The sequence below is a fragment of the Dictyobacter vulcani genome (assembly GCF_008974265.1).
Taxonomy (GTDB): domain Bacteria; phylum Chloroflexota; class Ktedonobacteria; order Ktedonobacterales; family Ktedonobacteraceae; genus Dictyobacter; species Dictyobacter vulcani.
In genome coordinates this window covers 374358-393872 of record NZ_BKZW01000001.1, presented here as the reverse complement: position 1 = coordinate 393872, position 19515 = coordinate 374358, and the positions used below count along the sequence as shown (strand labels likewise).

Annotated in this window: 21 protein-coding genes; 16 read left to right on the top strand and 5 right to left on the bottom strand. The window is 49.1% G+C overall.

All coding sequences use genetic code 11. The annotated features are described in order from the left end of the window. The first annotated feature begins 63 nt into the window (after positions 1-63). The 16 genes from KDW_RS01635 to KDW_RS01565 all read left to right on the top strand — a co-directional run bounded on the left by KDW_RS01635 (position 64) and on the right by KDW_RS01565 (position 14491). Positions 64-813 (top strand): Gfo/Idh/MocA family protein, encoded by a 750-nt coding sequence (locus KDW_RS01635; protein WP_151754350.1) that lies wholly within the window; start codon positions 64-66, stop codon positions 811-813. Then, positions 810-1055 carry a Gfo/Idh/MocA family oxidoreductase gene (locus KDW_RS01630; protein WP_151754349.1) on the top strand — a complete coding sequence of 82 codons (246 nt, stop codon included), beginning with the start codon at positions 810-812 and terminating at the stop codon, positions 1053-1055. The genes KDW_RS01635 and KDW_RS01630 overlap by 4 nt, the downstream gene beginning before the upstream one ends. A 310-nt stretch (positions 1056-1365) precedes the next feature. Next, complete coding sequence (locus KDW_RS01625; protein ID WP_151754348.1) at positions 1366-1605, top strand: hypothetical protein; 240 nt, start codon at positions 1366-1368, stop codon at positions 1603-1605. Positions 1606-1969: 364 nt separating this feature from the next. Further along, the gene (locus KDW_RS01620; RefSeq protein WP_151754347.1) at positions 1970-2854 is read left to right on the top strand and encodes an LLM class flavin-dependent oxidoreductase; all 885 of its coding nucleotides are present in this window, start codon (positions 1970-1972) and stop codon (positions 2852-2854) included. 254 nt (positions 2855-3108) lie between these two features. Next, positions 3109-5067, top strand: coding sequence for a xanthine dehydrogenase family protein molybdopterin-binding subunit (locus tag KDW_RS01615; RefSeq protein ID WP_198925160.1), 1959 nt, complete (start codon positions 3109-3111; stop codon positions 5065-5067). Then, the gene (locus KDW_RS34755; RefSeq protein ID WP_198925159.1) at positions 5004-5435 is read left to right on the top strand and encodes a xanthine dehydrogenase family protein molybdopterin-binding subunit; all 432 of its coding nucleotides are present in this window, start codon (positions 5004-5006) and stop codon (positions 5433-5435) included. Before KDW_RS01615 ends, KDW_RS34755 begins: the two co-directional genes overlap by 64 nt. Before the next feature lie 257 nt (positions 5436-5692). Continuing rightward, complete coding sequence (locus KDW_RS01610; RefSeq protein WP_162004860.1) at positions 5693-6790, top strand: HEAT repeat domain-containing protein; 1098 nt, start codon at positions 5693-5695, stop codon at positions 6788-6790. A gap of 352 nt (positions 6791-7142) precedes the next feature. After that, complete coding sequence (gene moeB, locus KDW_RS01605) at positions 7143-8321, top strand: molybdopterin-synthase adenylyltransferase MoeB (RefSeq protein WP_151754345.1); 1179 nt, start codon at positions 7143-7145, stop codon at positions 8319-8321. 89 nt (positions 8322-8410) lie between these two features. After that, positions 8411-8683 carry a MoaD/ThiS family protein gene (locus KDW_RS01600; RefSeq protein ID WP_151754344.1) on the top strand — a complete coding sequence of 91 codons (273 nt, stop codon included), beginning with the start codon at positions 8411-8413 and terminating at the stop codon, positions 8681-8683. A gap of 12 nt (positions 8684-8695) precedes the next feature. After that, positions 8696-9631: a PLP-dependent cysteine synthase family protein gene (locus KDW_RS01595; protein ID WP_151754343.1), complete on the top strand. Its 936-nt coding sequence runs from the start codon at positions 8696-8698 to the stop codon at positions 9629-9631. Further along, the gene (locus tag KDW_RS01590; RefSeq protein ID WP_151754342.1) at positions 9625-10050 is read left to right on the top strand and encodes a M67 family metallopeptidase; all 426 of its coding nucleotides are present in this window, start codon (positions 9625-9627) and stop codon (positions 10048-10050) included. Before KDW_RS01595 ends, KDW_RS01590 begins: the two co-directional genes overlap by 7 nt. Before the next feature lie 298 nt (positions 10051-10348). Continuing rightward, positions 10349-11149: a hypothetical protein gene (locus tag KDW_RS01585; RefSeq protein ID WP_151754341.1), complete on the top strand. Its 801-nt coding sequence runs from the start codon at positions 10349-10351 to the stop codon at positions 11147-11149. Between the two features lie 326 nt (positions 11150-11475). Then, complete coding sequence (locus KDW_RS01580) at positions 11476-12018, top strand: hypothetical protein (RefSeq protein ID WP_151754340.1); 543 nt, start codon at positions 11476-11478, stop codon at positions 12016-12018. A 102-nt stretch (positions 12019-12120) separates the two neighbouring features. Next, a complete protein-coding gene (locus KDW_RS01575; protein WP_151754339.1) occupies positions 12121-13335 on the top strand; it encodes a glutathionylspermidine synthase family protein in 1215 nt (404 codons plus the stop codon). A 119-nt stretch (positions 13336-13454) separates the two neighbouring features. Then, positions 13455-14180 carry a hypothetical protein gene (locus KDW_RS01570; protein WP_151754338.1) on the top strand — a complete coding sequence of 242 codons (726 nt, stop codon included), beginning with the start codon at positions 13455-13457 and terminating at the stop codon, positions 14178-14180. Between the two features lie 11 nt (positions 14181-14191). Then, positions 14192-14491, top strand: a complete 300-nt coding sequence (locus tag KDW_RS01565) for a hypothetical protein (RefSeq protein ID WP_151754337.1) — start codon at positions 14192-14194, stop codon at positions 14489-14491. Between the two features lie 55 nt (positions 14492-14546). Here the strand turns inward: KDW_RS01565 and murQ are convergent, their stop codons facing one another. The 5 genes from murQ to KDW_RS01540 all read right to left on the bottom strand — a co-directional run bounded on the left by murQ (position 14547) and on the right by KDW_RS01540 (position 19465). Beyond that, positions 14547-15476, bottom strand: coding sequence for an N-acetylmuramic acid 6-phosphate etherase (gene murQ, locus KDW_RS01560; RefSeq protein WP_151754336.1), 930 nt, complete (start codon positions 15474-15476; stop codon positions 14547-14549). Positions 15477-15561: 85 nt separating this feature from the next. Further along, positions 15562-16308 (bottom strand): GntR family transcriptional regulator, encoded by a 747-nt coding sequence (locus tag KDW_RS01555; protein ID WP_151754335.1) that lies wholly within the window; start codon positions 16306-16308, stop codon positions 15562-15564. A gap of 109 nt (positions 16309-16417) precedes the next feature. Continuing rightward, on the bottom strand, positions 16418-17656 hold the full coding sequence (locus tag KDW_RS01550; protein WP_151754334.1) for an anhydro-N-acetylmuramic acid kinase: 1239 nt from the start codon (positions 17654-17656) through the stop codon (positions 16418-16420). Between the two features lie 6 nt (positions 17657-17662). Beyond that, a complete protein-coding gene (locus tag KDW_RS01545) occupies positions 17663-18523 on the bottom strand; it encodes a carbohydrate ABC transporter permease (protein ID WP_151754333.1) in 861 nt (286 codons plus the stop codon). A gap of 3 nt (positions 18524-18526) precedes the next feature. After that, entirely contained in the window at positions 18527-19465 is a 939-nt protein-coding gene (locus KDW_RS01540; RefSeq protein WP_151754332.1) for a carbohydrate ABC transporter permease, read from the bottom strand. Positions 19466-19515 lie beyond the last annotated feature (50 nt).

The following is a 19515-nucleotide window of genomic DNA, read 5'->3' as shown; positions in this document are numbered from 1 at the left end:
CAATATTATAACCACAAACCTACCGATTTCACCGAATGATAAAACAAGGAAAGAAGCCACTTCATGAACATAGAACCTGTCAGATTTGGAATAATTAGTTCGGCTAATATTGGTGTGCGGGCCGTGGCACCTGCCATTCGTGCATCGTCTAATGGCAAACTGCTGGCAGTTGGTAGTCGTAATCCTCAACATGCTGCTGAACTCTATTCTTTTGCGCCCAATGTGCGTATTTATGAAAGTTATGAAGCGATTATTGCTGATCCAGAGATAGAGGCAGTCTATATTCCTTTGCCGAATAGTTTGCATGCAGAATGGAGTATTAAGGCCATGCAGGCCGGTAAGCACGTATTGTGTGAGAAGCCGCTGGCTGTAACGCGTGAAGAAGGCGAAGAGATGTTCCAGGCAGCGCGTGACAATCAGGTACTGTTGATGGAAGCATTTATGTATCGTTTTCACCCACAGATTGTCTGGGCGCTTGAGCAGGTTCGTGCTGGCTTGATTGGCTCTGTGCGGCTTGTGCGGGCCTCTTTCTCCTTTGATATCCGCTCTCGTACAGAGAACATCCGTTTAAAGCCAGAACTGGCAGGCGGCTCATTAATGGATGTGGGCTCATATCCACTGAATCTGTTTCGGGCTATTTATGAGCGCTCACCTCGTTCGGTAGCGGCTCGGGTGCATGTGACAGGACCAACCAGTGTTGATCTTGCCACCAATGCTGTGTTGGATTATGGCGAGGGTTGCTTTGGTATTCTGGATAGCAGTTTTGGTTTGCCTTCTCGTCAGGGGCAGAAATTATTGGTGAAGCTGGAATGATTACACTGCCCGTCCCATTTACGCCGGGCAATTATGATATGACGGCCTTTATTACCAAAGATGGGCAGATGACCGAGCAAAACTTTTCTGGCGTGGATCAATACCAGCTGGAGGTTGAGCACTTTGCGCGCTGTATCCGCTCCAAACAAGATCCTCACCTTGCTTTAAGCGAGACGCTGGAGAATCTGGCCACCATCGAAGCCATTTATGAAGCCGCAGGTCTGGATTGGCCCATCCTTTAGGCTGATTGACGAAATGGCTATGCGCTACACCTGTTTGTGTTTATCGTGGTCATTATGAAATACAGAAGATTCTACAGGGAAAGACTTGAAGAAGTTGTTTCTCTGTAGAATTTGTGGCGTAATTAGTATATTTGCAGCCCTACCAGTTGTCTACAGGTTCAGTGAAATGGTTTTTACTAATAGTGAAATTATGCTTGCTTGTTGACGTAGTTCGAGTATCCATCTAGAATGGAAGTAAGAGTATATTTTGGCAGACATGAGGAGTAGATCTTTTTTATGTGACACCCCTCTTGTGGGGAAGGAGTCAGTTATGGATGCAATCGTTGGCCGTTATCGGGCTCGCATGGAGGAGACCGGCTTGATCCTCAGACATGCATCGGGCATTAATTTTGATTTAACGCCCGAAGAGACATTAGGCTTGTTAGATTTCATCACAGCTTATCGACAAACGTTACTCTCACTACAAGAACGTGATACCGATCCACGTCTGGAGAGTATTGTGCTGGCTCCAGATGAAAAAGCCAGGGGAGCCCCTCCACTGCAGAGTTAGTTCTTTCTTGTTACCTGGCTCCTTTTCTAGCATGGTTTTCCTCGCGGAAGAAGCACCTCTGCTTCTTCCTGGTTTGATTCCCCTATTCATTTTGCTCCTTTTTTTCTGTTTCCACTTGCCCCACCTTTCAAAAAAGTGATAATCTCATGACATTGAAAAGCAATCGTGAACGCCGCTCGCTCGCGGCTAGTAAAGTCGCCAGAACGTAACACCGGGAAGGTGATCAGCTATGCCGAAACGTGACAGCCTGGCAGGTGACTTCACTCACACGATTGAACGGCATGGCGTAAGAAGTATGCACATACAGGTGTCCAGGCTATTCGCCCCTGCGACGTGGCGTTAGATATATTGGGAGGTAAAAGCATTGGCTGCTGTTGAATTTGGCTTAATGTTGCGACAAAATGATCCAGGTCATCCGTTGCAAGAGGTAATAGATTTTAACCGACATTGTATTGAAGAGCTTAAGGCTGGTTTCACTACACTCTGGCTGGAGGATCATTTACAGGTTGGAGCTACTGACGAGCTAGAGTGCCTGACTACTCTCAGTTATCTGGCTGCCCAGTATCCCCAGTTTAAGATAGGCTCGCTGGTCCTGTCTCAGTCCTATCGCAATCCCGCTTTGCTGGCCAAGATGGCTGCGAATCTGCAAATACTGACTGGTGGGCGCTTGATTCTTGGTATAGGAGCTGGCTGGAAAGAAGATGAATACAAGGCTTATAATTACCCATTTCCAGCTGTTAAAACACGCATGGAAGAGCTAGAGGATGCTATCCACGTACTGCGCGCACTCTGGACAAAGCAACCAGCAACCTATACAGGACACCACTATCAAGTGCAGGACGCCTATTGTATTCCTCAACCTGATCCAGCTATTCCTTTACTTATCGGAGGCGGTGGTGAGCAGCGTACACTGGCTATCGTGGCACGCTATGCTGACTGGTGGAACTTTAACTCCTGTACCGTAGAAGCATATGGGCGCAAACTGGATATTTTACGGCAGCATTGCGAAAAGGCCGGGCGCAATTTTTCAGATATCAAGCTATCCTATCTGAGCACGATCAGCGTCGCGAATGATTCCGCCCGGGTCAAGCGTAATCCTGACAAACACTTTATCGCGGGCACTCCTGATGAGATTATTCAGGAACTGGAGCAATTCCGCGCCATTGGCGTCTCGCACTTTATGTTTCGTATTCTAGATGTCGAATCATTACGTCTCTTTGTAGCGCGTGTCATTCCGCATTTCCTATAGTATAAAAGAATGGTGTTGGAAGCTTTGTGTGTGGAGGCGCCTGCAGGCTGACATAAAAGCCCAGGTGTGTGATACACTGGTTTTATAGAGATCTATACACCTACTGAAAAGCCCTGATACCGATATCCCTTTCGCCTGGTTTTAGGGATGCTCGCTGCATCCTGTGGACTAGAAGCGGAAGATAGTGGAAAACGAAAGCAAGGTCGCTCGTAAAGGGCGAACGTCCTACCATTTCATGGGAGAATGTTCCTAATATGACGCAAACAATTGATCAGGAGAAAAATCATTCTGTGGTTGGCAAGCCAACACGGCGTATGGATGCTGAGGAGAAATTAACGGGACGAACCCGCTATTCTGGCGATCTGCCCTTTCCTGGTTTGCTCCATGCTCGTATGGTTTTAAGCCCTTATGCACATGCCCGTATTCTTAGCATCGATTCCTCTGCTGCCCTGGCAATTCCTGGCGTAGTAGCTGTTTATACCGCTGAAACATTGAAGATGGCTAAAGCGCACGAGAGTTCTCGTTCGCAGTCGCCACTGGCACGCGAAGAGACTTTCTGGTGTGGCCATCCTGTAGCTGTGGTACTGGCGGAGTCAGATGCTCTGGCAGAGGATGGAGCAGCAGCAGTGGATGTGGACTATGAGCCGTTGCCTGTGGTGGTTGATCTGGTGGCCGCCATGGATCCTTCTTCTCCCCTGGCACGCCCGCGTAAAGAGGATGAGACATCGGAAATTGCCGGTGGCGGTACCCATGCTGATGTTGGGACTGCGCAGGCGCAAGAAGAGGAACATGAGGCCCTATCGTCCAATGTCAGTGATCGTGTGCATATGCATACGGGTGATATCGAGGCTGGATGGGGTGAGGCCGAGGTGACAGTAGAGCGTACCTATCGAACGCATCCTGTGCACCAATCGTATCTGGAACCACAATCGATCACCGTGGTTCCCGATGCAGCCGGTCGTCAGTTTACGGCATATTCTAGCTCCCAGGGACTCTTTAGTGCCCGTTCAGATATGGCTGATGCCCTGGCTCTTCCAGAGCGGCAGATTCGGGTCGAGTCAATGCCCATTGGCGGTGCCTTTGGTGGAAAATTCGGCCTGGTAGAACCTCTGGCTGCTGCTCTCGCGGCCGCGATTCGTAAGCCAGTACGGCTGGTCTATACACGCCAGGATGAAATGCTGGCTGGCAATCCTGCGCCGCAGTCGGTTCTGACTGTCAGGCTGGGTGCCAGACGTGATGGCACGCTGGTCGCTTTGCAGGCTAAAATCATTCTGGATGCTGGTGCATTTCCTGGTGCAGCCGCTGGACTGGCAGGCTATTTGATCTCAAGTGTCTATCGCTGTCCCAACACGGATATCCGTGTCTATGAAGTATTGACGAATAAGGTCAGTGTGGGAGCCTATCGGGCGCCAGATGCTCCACAGACGGCTTTTGCCCTGGAATCTACTGTCACTGATCTTTGTCAGGAATTAGGCATGGATCCATTTGAGTTCCGTAAGAAAAATGGACTGCGTGGCGGGGATCCTTCTGGCAATCGTCGGCGTCCAGTCCTGCCTCCACTGGGCTTGATCGAGTGCCTGGAGAGTGTGGAGCAACATCCTTTATGGCAGGAGCGGGACGCACAAAAAGCTACTCCCCCTGCTGAGCTAGCCGGCTGGAAGATTGGTATTGGCTTAGCGGTTGGTGGCTGGCCTGGTGGTAATGATGTGGCGGCTGCTGCATGTCGCCTGGAATCAGATGGTACGATTTCAGTGGTCATTGGTACGGTAGATTTGACCGGATCTGATACCTCACTGGCCCTGATTGCGGCTGAAGGGCTGGGCCTATCTGCCTCGGATGTGAATATCGCCCACGATGCTACGGACACCATGCCCTATAGTGGTGCGACCGGCGGCAGTAAAACCATTTATTCGATGGGACCTGCTGTGCTGGCTGCTGCTCGTGATGCACGGCAACAAATTTTGGAGATTGCCAGTGATATGCTTGAGGCTTCTGTCGAGGATCTCGAAATTGAGAATGGCGCGGTCGCGGTCAAGGGTGTACCAGGCAAAAGTCTCTCCTTGAAAAAGATCGCTAAGGCAGCTACCAGTTTCAGTCGTCGCGGACCCGTTTATGGCCAGGGTCGTACCCCACGCCCGAGGGTTCTCCGATGTATGCGGCCCATCTGGCCAAGGTGGCGGTTGATCCTGAAACTGGTGATGTACGCGTATTAGAGTATGTGGCGGCTCAGGATGTCGGTCGCGCCATCAATCCTCCTGCGGTAGAAGGCCAGATCCATGGTGGTGTGGCTCAGGGTATTGGCTGGGCTCTGCTTGAAGGTTTTGAGTACGATGAGAATGGACAGAACCTGACGGCTACTTTGATGGATTATGCTTTACCACATAGTTTTGATGTGCCCAACATTACTCCAATTCTGGTTGAGGTTCCTTCAGGTGTGGGTCCGTATGGAGCGAAAGGTGTTGGTGAGCCGCCAGTTATTCCCGTCGCCGGCGCGATTGCCAATGCTATCTATGATGCGGTAGGTGTTCGCCCCTCTGAAATTCCAATAACGCCAGAACGCTTATTTACTGCCTTGCAATAGCTGTAAAAGCGTGTTCAGTCGGGAAGGTAGCTGGCTGTAATTGAAATACACATCTAGCCAGCACCTTCCGTTTATGTTGAGAGGATGCTCACAGTTGGAGCATCCTCTCAATTTTTTGATGTCCTTTGATTTATCTTGATACACTATGTGGTATACTGCAGTACTGTCTCTTTGAGTAAGTCTCCCTTCCGTGATGGTGCGTTATTGTGTTCATTGCTACTGTACTGATAGTGCTCGGTATATCGTGAGGTGTAATGATGACGCCCTCTTCGGATTTTTCTGCGCAAAATTATGGGAACATCTCGCGGGAGCAACCGCCCCTTCCACCAATGCCACCAGTTTCTGACGCCACGCCTCCTGTTGGAGAAACGTCACCGCAGGTATTAGCTCGTGAGGCTGCCGCTGGCAGTCGGGCTGCTGCCTGGCGTTTGATGATCTGGATCCTGAAAAATGATCCACGGGCCGTAGTCGCGGTTTCTTCCCTGGATGATGATCGTCTGGCTGATCATCTTTTAGAATTTATCGCTCAGGGCACCTGGGCTGGGAAACCTTTTGTTGTACCTTTGCCTTTGCGTTCAGCGTATGCACGTATGCGTTTGCGGACCCTGTTTATGCCTGGTTCTGGGATGAATATCGAGCGAGCACGACGTGTTTTGTTGCATGCTCTGCATTCACCACGTCCAGCGTTGCGGGCAAACGCCGCCCATATCCTGGGCTTGATCGCTGGACGTAACGATGCTGAGGCTTTGATAGAAGCTTTAAATGATGTGGACTACGAAGTGCGTTTGCAGGCAGCAAAAGCTCTGGGACATGTCGGCACACCTGATGCTGTGCCCGTGCTTATTACTGCCCTGCGTAGTGCTGATGAGCAGCTTGGTATTCAGATCTTTCAATCCCTGGTTCAACTGGGTGGTTGGGCAGTACCTGCTCTGATTGCTGAATGTGGTAGCGCCTCAGCCTGGACTCGTTGGTATTGTATTCGTGCGCTGGGTGAGATCAATGATGAACGTGCCGTTCCTATCCTGGCGCAAAGCTTGAATGATCCCGATCACGGCGTTGCCTGGATGGCTGCCAGGGAACTGGTACAATTTGGCAAGCAAGGCGTTCAACCCCTCTTGTACCTTTTAATGTTTCAGGAAACCTCTCCCTGGTTAGCCGAAACTGCTTCCTATGTCTTTCATCAGCTCTATACCCGCTATCATAAGCTTAAGCCGTATCTTGAACCAGTTTTTCAGGAAATGCAAGCGCCATCCTTCAAAGTTGGTACGGCTCAAGCCGCACGCAAGGCGCTTGAAAACATGGAAAGAGATAACATTTTTCAGCTCTCAACGCGTGAACTTTCTCTCCAAAACTAAAGCTTTTTGAGCAGGTAAGCAGCAAGAAGAGGGCGATAAAGCATATAGAGAGCCTGCCAGCTTTTACCATTTGAGCCTGGCGGGCCTTCTTTTTATAAAAAGCTCTGATTCAGGAATAATTTTGTGAGTTTGAACTGTTTATACCTCTGAATGACATTGCTATTCAATAGCTAGAGGAAACTTCTTAAACGTAATCTCCTATCTAACCTGTGCAGTGGCCCATGTGCAACGTGCGTGTCTGCATTGAGCATTAGCTCAACTTCCTTGACAAGAAAAATTTGAACATGGTACTCTTTGGTTAGAAAGTTTAAAACTAATTTGATATACTTAGTCAACAATGAGGTGATGTAACATGGGTGAGGCTTTTCGCGAGATCCTGCGGCAAGCACGACAACATGTGCCCGAGTGGTCGGCGTCACAGGTAAACGAAGCATTAGGCCAGCGTAAGCAAGGCGATGCAGATTTTACTCTGGTAGACGTTCGTGAGAAGAATGAATGGAATGAAGGATACATTCCAGGTGCGGTGCATGTGCCTCGGGGACATCTTGAATCACAGATTGAAGAAAGCGTTCCCGATAAATCAAAAAAGGTTGTCTTATACTGTGCTGGTGGCGTTCGTTCACTCATGGCTGGCAACACCTTACAGCAGATGGGATACCAGGATGTGGTCTCGATGGCTGGTGGGTTTGGACAATGGAAGGGCAGTGGCTTAGGTTTTACACAGCCTCGCACGTTGAACGAAGCTCAAACAAAACGCTATAGCCGACATCTGTTAGTGCCCGAGGTTGGTGAGCAGGGTCAGTTAAAATTGCTGGATGCCAAAGTACTCTTTATTGGTGCTGGTGGTCTGGGTTCTCCTGCCGCTCTTTATCTGGCGGCGGCTGGTGTGGGTACCATCGGTATCATTGATGCAGATGTGGTAGATGACAGCAATTTACAGCGTCAGGTCATCCACAATACCGAGCGTATTGGACAATATAAAGCCGAGTCGGCGCGCACAACCATCAATGCTCTGAATCCAGATGTAAAGGTCAATACATATATTGAACGGCTGGATGAGACCAATGTAAAGCAACTGGTCTCTGAATATGATTTGATCATTGACGGGACGGATAATTTCCCTACCCGTTATATGCTCAATGATGCTGCTCTTATCTATAATAAGCCGGTAGTTCATGGTAGTGTCTTCCGTTTTGAGGGACAGGTAACTGTTTTCAAGCCATATGAAGGCCCCTGCTATCGCTGTCTCTATCCAGAGCCACCACCACCAGCTCTGGCGCCTAGCTGTGCTGAAGCCGGTGTCCTTGGTGTATTACCTGGCATTATTGGCCTGTTGCAGGCTACCGAGGCCATTAAAGTACTCCTGGGTATTGGTGAGCCACTGGTTGGCCGTCTGCTGACCTATGACGCTCTCTCCGGTGAGTTTATGGAGTTACGCCTCTTCCGCGATCCTAAGTGCCCCGCGTGTGGCGAGCATGGACATCCTGAAGATCTACCTACCTATGCCGATGTGTGCGCCATACCAGCGTAAAAGTTTGAAGTAGTGATGGTGTTTGACCTGTCCGGTCACATCACCACTACTGTCTAGCAGAAATATTTTATGGAAGGAATACATTAACCATGGCAAATATCCGTTTAGCACCTGTTCTGCGTTCGTATGCAGGCGGCTCAAAGCAAGTGAGCGCCCAGGGTAGTACCCTGGCTGAAGTCTTGAATAACCTGTATCAAAACCATCCCTCATTGAAGGAGCAGATTCAGCCGGAGCAAGATCTGAGCCGCTTTGTGAATGTGTATATCAATGATCAGGATGTGCGCTATCTACAGGGTCTACAGACGGCTGTAGAGGCTAATGATACGATTACCCTGCTGCCTGCGATGGCGGGTGGACGCTAGGAGAAAAGACGCATGCGCTACGGCAGCTTGTTGGAGACCATCGGGAATACGCCACTTGTCGAACTAAAAAGCTTCAGCCCGCGTCCCGGAGTAGAGATTTATGCCAAACTCGAAGGAAACAATCCTACTGGTAGTGTGAAGGATCGTGTGGCCAGGCAGATGATTGAGGAGGCCGAGGCGAACGGAACATTGCGCCCCGGCTCGATTCTATTGGAACCGACGAGTGGTAACACTGGTATTGCACTGGCGATGATCGCACGCGTCAAAGGCTATCCTTTTGTTGCTGTGATGCCCGATAATGTCACCAGCGAACGTCGTCAGATGCTTGAGCTGTATGGCGCAAAGATCGTGTATTCAGATGGCCGCCTGGGGAGTAATGGAGCGGTCAAACTGGCTAAAGAACTGGCACAGACGGATGACCACTATGTCATGCTTTATCAATATGGCAATCCAGCCAATCCCCGGGCTCACTATGAAGGTACCGCAGTTGAGATTATCCGCGATCTGCCTGAACTGGATGTTTTTGTGGCCGGACTCGGTACAGGTGGTACTCTGACGGGCAATGCCCGGCGCTTGAAAGAATACAATCCTGCTATTCGTATTGTAGCCGCTGAGCCAATGCAGGGTGATGGGGTACAGGGACTACGCAGTTTACAGGATGGATTTGTTCCACCTGTACTGGATCAGTCTCTCCTGGATGGCAAGATTCTTGTTTCTAGCAGTGACTCTATTCGCCGCACCCGACAGTTGAAGGACCAGGAAGGTATCTTTGCGGGGCCATCCTGTGGGGCTTCTCTACAGGCGGCTTTGCGTGTTGCCAGTAGTATGGAGCAGGGTAAGATTGTCGTCTTGCTGGCCGATGGTGGTTGGAAGTATTTGAGCGAAGATCTCTGGACCCGTTCGGTCGAGCAGATCGAAGAGGAACTAGAGGCGAAAATATTATGGTAGTTGATGCACGTTTTGTAATTCATGTTCCTTCTACTATCTATCAAGAGATGGTAGAACATGTCAGTGCTGGTTATCCTGACGAGACCTGTGGAGCGCTTGGTAGCCTGGCAGAGCGGGTCGTCAAAAATTATCCTACTGCCAATGTCGCCGAGCATCCAGACGATTTCTCTATTATCAGCGAGAGTGATATGGTGCGTATTTATAACGATATTGATACGTATGATGGTGATCTGATTTATTATCATTCGCATCCTATCACTGAAGCCTATCCTTCGGCGCGCGATATCGAGTACGCAAAACGGAGCGGCTACCTGTATATTATCTTTTCACACCGCCACCATCCACAGCCCCCCTATGCTCGCGTGTTCAAAATTGATATTCAAGGTGAAGTCACAGAAGGAAAGATTGCGATCGATTAACTTCGTTACTCCTCTTGTTTGAATGCCTACCTCACCAATGACGAGGTAGGTGTTTTTGTTTTTGTCTGCGTTTTTAGATCTCCAAATGTCTCCATTCGGCGTTCTCAACCGTGCTTTATGAGTAGCTTATATATTTGCTTTATCTGCTATTTGAAAAGCCATCATGAACGCTTCTGGTCGTGGCTAGCAAAATTGCCGCGCTTTAGCTATTGAACTTTGACGTTGTTTCGTCAAACTGATAGAGGCTACCAGACGATTTTGTTTATATAATTGTATAATTTCAGAGAGGAGGAGTAATATGACCACAGGGATAGAACGTCCAGAACTGGTGGAGCAAAAACTTACTGCTTTTGAGCAGCTTCAACCAGAATTCGAGCGCAGCTTTCTTTTCATCGAGGCAATTCACGGGCAGGAACGCCTGGAGCATTTAACGGTAGACGATGTGGTGCAATACTTACATGCCCTGTGGGTTGGCGAGTGCAAAACGAGTCTCTTGAGTATTGCTCGATCAGTCAAGGAATATGATGGTTTGCAATGTCTGCAATTGCTTCAGGATTGGCAGGAGCACGGCGATCTGGCCGGGGTGGTGAGTTTCTTATATCGTAAACTGAATTTGTTGCCGATCGCGGATATCACACGTCAGATTCAGGAAGCCCAGCAGGCGGGCACTTCGGAGAAGCAACTCCAGCGTCTATTGCATGGTCGACAAGTGTTATTGAATCGCGGCATGAATTTCCTGCAGATGCTTGATGCTCTATCTTCTTTAACTCCAGATGAGCTGTCCCGGCAAGTTCAGTCAGCCTGCCAGCGCTATGGCCATCAGCCAGAGCAGATCCAGCAGCAGCGTGCAGCCATGCAGAGTCCCCTGTATACATTTGTGCCTCACCAGATACTGGCAGAACGTAATATGCTGGTTATGAATAATCTTATTCGTCGCATCATGGTTCTTCCCACGGATCAACCCTCTAAACCGGTTGATCATGTGAGTGGACGAGTTGAGCCGGCCGCACCTTTCGCAGAGTCCTTGATTTCTCCTTATATGGATATGACCTCGCGTGCATATAATAACATTGGTCAGGTAGCCAGAAAAGAGGAATAACATGCTCAATGACAAACATGCCAAACGGCGTAGCTGGCTGATCACTGGCGCCTGGTTCGGGACAATTGTCCTGCTAGGTGTACTTAAGAGAACTCTGGATAAGCAGCAGCATTCATAAAATGCGCTACTATCGCAACGTACGCTGATTTGATGGTTGGTTAGTAACAACGTTTTTACTAGAAGTAGCAAGATAATGTCGTAAGGCATTATTTTTACACGCTTTTTAATGATAGCCGCCATTTATAACTGAACTATGCTCTATCATTCATTAAGTGGCTATGCCAAAAAACTATTAATTTATTGTTATTGAAAAAGAGAAAAAATTTATGACTGAAGGAAGAAATTCTTCCTGGTCACTGGAATCGCAGTCTCAAGTGAATTCCAGCAACATGCAGGCTGCAGACAAACATCTCCAGGACCAGAAGATATCCGATGCGAAACCAGATCATGCTGTTTTTTCGGTAATCAAAGATGTCGTATTCAAGCCGTTGGCTACCCAGCCCGAACGCAATATTCGTCATCTTCCCGCCGATATGGCCCGCTTTGTTTCTGTAATTGGGCTCAGCGCGGCATTACTTGGGCCGTTGAGTGCCTGTAGTAATAGTGATTCTCCCTGCCCTACACCTGATAACCCCAAAGATACAAAACAAGTTTCCTGTACCAGCAGTGGTGGTTCACATTACCTGTGGATACCAAATCGTGGAGGTTGGGTGCCCAGTGATGATGGCGTCCATCCGAATCCTGGTGCCCATGGTATAGGTGGTGAGGATGGTAATGGTGGTGTTGGTGGTGGGAGTAAGGGTGGCAGCGGTGAAAGCGGTGGTGGCGAAAGTGGAGGTGGAGGACATGGAGGTGGTGAGGGAGGCTAAACTTTTGAACAGAGATCATCTCCCGAAGGTCACCACTTTGCCAATGCTTATCGTGAGTGGCGACGTGCCTACTATAACCGGTTCCCCTCATTCTGGGGAACCCTGCCTGGCGAGAGTGTCGAAGAATATGCTGTCTATGGGGCCCTCGAAGTCTCGCATGAGCATGCTGAAATGCTACGTACCGCATCAGCACGTCTCTATACCCTGATGACACGGCTGGCCCGCTTGTTTCAACAAGCGGATAACCAGCCGCTCATTGAGATGGGCATCCCTCCATCGACAATACCTTATGTGCGTACTGTCATGCCAGAGATGCCTGATGTGATGTGTGGTCGCTTTGAATTTGTCATGAGTGCTGATGGTCCCAAATTACTCGAGTTCAATGCTGAGACCCCAACCTTTGTGGTGGAGCTATTTCATATGAATGGTCAGGTATGCACAGATTTTGGACTTCCTGACCCTAATTTGCATTGTCAGCAGCAACTGCTGCAATCAATCCGGGCTGCCATTGATGCTGGCCTGGCCTGGGTTGAGCCCTATACTGATGGTGGTCGCTCGGTGGTCTTTAGCGCTTATGCTCACCGCAAAGAAGAGCGCACAACCACAGAGTTTTACCACAATCTACTCCTGAGCAGTGGCGACATAGCATATCGGACCTCGTTTCGTGGTCTGAACGAATTGCGTGTAAAACGAAACGGACTGTTTACCACTGACGGCGAGCGGGTGGATGTACTCTATAAACTGTATCCAACTGAACATCTGATGCTGGATGAAGATGTTGATGGAACGCCAGTAGGGCTGGCTTTGATGGAATTGGTACGGCAAAGACGGCTGGCTGTCATTAATCCGCCGATCTCATTTGTCTTGCAGAATAAAGCCCTGGTCGCCATCTTATGGGCTCTGCACCTGGCCCAGAGCGAACTCTTTACAACTGAGGAACATGATTGGATTGAGCAATATATCCTGCCAACATATCTGAGTCCTCTGGATGCTCAAGGGCAATCCATCTTTACTGGACAGTATGTTGTCAAACCTGTCTATGGCCGTGAGGGTTCCTCGATCACCATTCTTGATCATCAGGAAGTCATTGAGCACAGCCAGTGGAACTTTTATGATAAGCAGGTCAAGGTGTATCAACAGTATGCTGGCTTGCCTACTACCACCATTCAAACAGAAAAAGGAGCCACACCAGTAAACCTTGTGCATAATTGTTTTGTTGTTGGCGGGACCCCCTCCGCCATTGGCGTACGTGCCTGCCAGAAGTTAATCTTTGATGATAACTCATACTTCTTGCCTGTATGTTCTCCTGCCCTATAGTACGATTTATATAACTATTGTCAACAGCTTTATTTCTGTGCATAAATGATGTACCTGCCCGTTTGTGCTTCCTATAGTTTTAATGCTGTGTCTGTAACAGTTGATTGGAGAATAGCTGAATGAAGATTCACGCTACGACACGTATGGCGTTGCCGGTGGAGAAAAATCGCATTGAAGGGTCTCGTTTTGACCTTCTTTTTTCGCTGGCTACCGTGTGGTTTCTGGCAGGAGCCTGCTTAGATGCCTGGGCCCATAGCCATCTTGCCCGCCTGGAAACCTTCTTTACTCCCTGGCACGCAGTCCTCTATTCGGGTTTCCTGGCAACCGCCCTGGTTCTCTTTGGGGTGATCTGTATCAATCGTACACGTACATCCTCCTGGCGTGAAGCGATTCCGTCTGGTTATGAACTGACTGTGCTGGCTGTAGCTGGCTTTGCGATTGGTGGGGTAGGGGATATGCTCTGGCATATTTTCTTTGGCATTGAACAAAACATTGATGCCGAGATGAGTCCTACGCACCTTTTATTGATGGCATGTGGCTGTATTTTCCTGGCCAGCCCATATCGCGCGCTCTATCATCGTACCGGAAAAAGCCTGCAAGGCATTCAGCGTTTGAATCTTGTGCTCTCACAGATTTTATTGATGGCTCTCCCTTCGATTATCTTGACCAGCTTTCAGCCATTAACGCAATTCTGGCCAACCTATGTGCCAACCAGCAATAATACTGGACAATCGCTGGCCGTGGTCAGTATTTATTTTCAAGCTTTACTGGTGACTGGCTATGCTCTCTTTGCAGTACAACGCTGGCGGCTTTTCCCTGGCTTCTTTACCTTCTCCTGGGGGTAACTGCTATCGTCATGGCGATAATGGGGGATAGTGTACTTAGCATTGTAATTGCTTCGCTGGCCGGAATATTGACGGATGTGGCCTACGCATGGTTGCGACCTGATCCAGAAGAACGGCTGACTAATTATCGACTCTTTGCGATGTGTGCACCCATGTTGTTATTCCTGGTCTATTTCCTGGTGCTCCAATTCGCCACCCCAACCGGGGTGATCTGGACCATCCATCTTTCGGCTGGCTCGATTGTTGTGAGTGGTTTGCTTGGACTGTTACTGACTTACCTGATTAAGCCACCGGCGATAAAACAGGGATAATGAAGACAGAAGAGCCTGTATCTGTAACACAGGCTCTCTTGTCTTTTTGGTAATATTAATTGCCGTGAGCATTGAGCGTAGTGCGCAAGACCTGTCCATGGGAATGCAATTCCTGTCGTGCCTGTTCGGCTGACATATTTGTGAGCTCCATCAGGATGGCTATCTTTGTTTCACCATTGGCCTCTTTAAGCAATGACTCTGCGCGTGCTTGCTCACAATTGGTAGCAAGCTGCACAATTTTAACGGCTCGTTGTGCTAATTTATAGTTGGTCGCTCGCACATCAACCATCAGGTTGCCATAGGTCTTACCGAGGCGGATCATGGCTCCTGTGCTCAGCATATTCAGGACCATCTTTTGGGCGCTGCCGGCTTTGAGGCGCGTTGAACCACTGATGACTTCGGGACCAACCACAGGCGCGATCATGATCTCGACGGCGCCTTCCAGTGGAGCCTGCGCGTTACAGGCAATACCAATCGTGAGGGCCCCCTGCGTTCTGGCATAGGCGACTGCGCCCAGCACATATGGAGTACGACCGCTGGCGGCCAAGCCCACGACGCTATCAAGGGCCGTGATATTGAGTTCAGTCAAGGCCATTTTTCCGGCGCTGGGATCATCTTCTGCACCTTCGATGGCGCTGGTAATGGCACGGGCACCACCGGCGATGACACCGATGACTTGTTCGGGTGCGGTATTAAATGTGGGGGGACATTCAGAAGCGTCCAGGATACCCAGGCGTCCTGAAGTTCCGGCACCAATATAGATCAGCCGCCCACCTTTTAGCATCCGCTCTGCGATGCCTTCAATCGCCTGTCCAATTCCAGGTAATTCAGATTGTATAGCCTCTGCAACTCTGGCATCTTCCGCATTCATTGTCTGAGCAATTTCCAGACCACTCATCTGGTCAATGGTGGTGGTTGCAGGATTTGTTTTTTCGGTCTCTAACGTCGCAAGGGTTGGTTCGGTGTGGAGCGGCTTCTGTGACATATGTTATTCTCCCTGGAAAAATATGGTGCTCTATTGAATATATCCATCTGATGAACAAAAAATATATATTGCTGTGAACGTATGCTTATGACAGGAGTTGTTCGCGCTTCAGACTGGTATAGAAAACATATTTATGTCCGCAATACATAGAGCGAGCATATTCAATTGGTACGTTACGTTCAGTATAGACGGTTCGGCAGGTATAGAGGGCTGGACTACCCGATGGTAGCTGAAGTTGTTCAGCCTCTTTGTTCCCAACCAGGCCCGCTTCAAGTTCCTGTTCCGCTTCGATAAGGACCAGGCCATATTGGTTTTCAAGCAATTGGTAAAGTGAATTGTGTTCCAGATCTTCTTCAAGCAATTTTTCGCAACCGATAAAATTGAGGTGCGAAACTTCTAAGGCTAATGGTTCATCATCGGCCAGACGTAAGCGCCGCAGTGTAAAAATGAGCTGACCTGTTTTGATGCGCAAATGTTCGGCCGTCGTCTCATCTGCCGGACACATCTGTGCTGATAGCACCCGGGTGGTAGGACGCTGTCCACGTGCACGAATATCCTCGGTAAAGCCGGTCAAATGCATTAACTGCTGTGTGATTTTGTGCCGACTGACAAACGTGCCTTTGCCTTGTTCCCGGTAGAAGAGTCCTTCGTTGACCAATTCAGTGATGGCCTGTCGTGCAGTCATCCGGCTGATACCATACTGCTCACTCAATTCCCGTTCAGAAGGAATCAGATCACCCGGTTTCCAATCCTGTGCATTGATTTTCTCGCGCATGATTTCTTTTAATTGATAGTAGCGTGGTAACGGCCCTTTCCGATGGGTTGTATGCATGAGTCTATCCTATCTGTATCACAGCGTGCGCTCGAAGCGCAGTTGTTTTTGCTGCCCTTTGTTGTGCATCAGCTCTTATCGGGATCTATCATCTGCTCTAGCTTTGTGCTCATTCCTGCTCTGATCCGACGAAGATTAGCCTGGTCAGATGTGCAGGATCAGGCCGGGCTGACTTAGCCAGTTTTTGCAGTACGTGCAAGTAGTTTTTACCCGGTGTGATCTTGCCTAGAATGGTATGCGTGCTGGCACCTGTACATTGAGGCAAATTAGCTGAGCGACCATGAACAGCTTCATGACCCAGCAGGGCAAATGTAACTGCTTCCTTGGCGCTGGCTGGTAATCCCAGCCTATCAAAAGAACTTACCTGGCTATCGGGTAGGGCTGCCTGTAAACCTTCCATGAGCACTGGATTGTAGCTGCCGCCGCCACTGACGATAACCTCGTCGAGTCGGGCTGGCCCAAAGTTTTGATACGCCCGGGCAATGCTCTTGACGGTAATCGCTGTCAGGGTTGCCATAGTATCCTCTATAGAGAGTTGGCGTTGCTGAGCCTTGTTGAGTATAGCTTCGGCAAAGGCGTCACCGAACAGTTCGCGGCCCGTGGTTTTTGGTGGTGCTTGCTGGAAATAAGGATGAACCAGGACCTCAGCGATTAATCTTTGATCGGGCTGGCCGCTGCGTGCCAGCTTGCCATCCTGGTCAAATCCAGCTTTACCTTGTGTGAAGTAGCGTGCTCCATAATCAATCAACACATTGCCAGGTCCGGTATCAAAGGCATAGGCCCCTATACTTCCCTGACCTGCTGGTAAGAAGGTGACATTGCCGATACCACCAATATTTTGCAGTGCCCGATTTTTTTGCTCATCCGCGAACAACAGTGCATCCAGGAAAGAGACCAGTGGGGCTCCCTGGCCCCCTGCTGCCATATCAGCCACGCGAAAATCTGCGACCGTCGTAATCCCTGTCCGTTGAGCAATCACCGCAGCCTCTCCTATCTGGAGCGTTGAGAGGGTGCGTCCAGCTTCTACTAAATGGTAGAGCGTCTGCCCATGTGAGGCAATTACGTCAATATCTTCGATTGCTATTTCTTCATCCTTTATAAAGCGCAAAAAGGCGGCCGCAAAAGCTTCTCCCAGGATAAAGTTTAATTCAGTCAACTCATCCAGCGGCGCATGTTTGGCGCGGCATAGCCGTAGCACCTGCTGCTGCAATTGCTGCTCGTGCGGATATTCCTTTTGTGCCAGTAGACGGCAAGAGAGGGTAGCAAGTTGAGGTCCTGGCAAAAACTCACAAAGGGCAAGATTGATTCCATCAACCGAGGTGCCTGAATTCATTCCAACTACACGCATATACCATTACCCCTTAATTGCTCCCATGCGCACTCCACTGAGGAAATTGCGTTGGAAGATCATAAAGAAGATGATCATTGGTAAGGCTGCCAGGGCTGCTCCGGCGAAAATAATACCAAAGTCCGTGGTAAACTCACCCTGTAAGCCAGCCACGCCAACTGGTAAGGTATAGTTACTGCTTGACTGTAAGACGACCAGTGGCCAGAAGAAATCGTTCCAATGCTGTACGAAGACCATGATAGCCAGGGCACCTACTGCTGGTTTGGAGAGCGGCAAGATCACGTGCCAGAAGACGCGAAGCTCACCACAACCATCCATTCTGGCAGCCTCCAGCAGTTCTGTTGGTAGCGTCTGGATATACTGGCGCATCAAAAAGATGCCAAAGACGCCAGCCAGTCCTGGTAAGATTACCGCCAGCAAATTGTCGAGCAGGCCCAGGTTGCGCGTCTCTACATAGAGCGGAATAAAAGTCACATACGATGGAATCATCATCGTCGCTACCAGCAACCAGAACAAGAAATCCTTACCGGGAAAGTTTTTCTTGGCAAAGGCATAACCAGCCAGTGTATCAAAAAAGATATGGAATATCGTAATTGTCAGCGCAATAATGATACTATTTTTGCCCCAGGACCAATAATCGGAGGCTTGTGTCAACAAGCGTTGAAAGTTGTCAATGCTGGCATGCAGTGGAATAAGGTCGGGCGGTGTTTTAATCGCAAATGTTGTTGGCGTTAATGCTGTAATGAAGAGCCAGTACATAGGCCAGAGAGCCACTACCGCTGCAATGAGCAGGATAATCCAGGCCATAATGCTTGTCCATTTGACTGGTTTCCTTGTGCGTTTCAAGTGAACTGAATGCTGTGCCATAACTTAATACTCCACATCACTTCTGAAAAAGCGGAACTGGACCACCGTGACGGCGGCAATCATTAAGAACAAGATGAAAGCCTGGGCCGATGCAATACCATAGCGGAACTGCTGGAAGGCGTTTTGATAGATCTGGGTTACAATGACCTGTGTGCTATTGCCGACGCCGCTTGGTACCAGGATAAATACTTTTTCAAAGACCTGGAAACTGGCAATGGTATACAACACAACCACATAAAGGGTCGTGGACTTGATCAATGGCAGGGTAATATGCCACCAGCACATAATCGGACCAGCACCATCCAGGCGTGCTGCTTCATAATATTCCGGCGGGATACTTCCCATCGCAGCATTGAACAAGACAATACCTGTGGCTGGAATCGTTAGAATAGTCGAGAGTGTGATGCTGTTCAGGACCAGATTAGGATCGGAAAGCCAGCGCATGGGAGCAATGTGTACCAGACTGAGCAGGTAATTTAAGAAGCCATACTCTGAATTGTAGATAAACTTCCAGACCACCGCTATGATGACCGAACTTGTTACCGCGGGCAGATAGAATGCGGCCAGGAAAAAGGTTTTAACATGTTTATGTCTACCCTGGATCAACGCTGCCAGTGCCAGAGCGATCAAAATATTAGCGACTACTGTTAATATCGTATAGTACAGTGTGTTTTGAATAGCCTTCACAAACACACCACTATCGGTGGTAAAGGCCCGTAAATAGTTTTTGAAGCCAACCCACTGGTTATCTGAAACGATATCTCCCTGTTGAAAAGAGATAATAAGGGCCCAGGCGACCGGGAACAGCGTAAATAATGCGAAACAAAGCATGCTGGGTAGTACAAATGCATAACTCCAACCATGCTGTTTAATGAAACGTTTAATGGGATTTGGTCGGGAAGCAGGGCGTGTTTTTGCCTCTGCCAATTGTACGTCCGACATGGCCATCCTCCTCATCGAGACTCAAAACGACGGTATACCATTCAATCGAG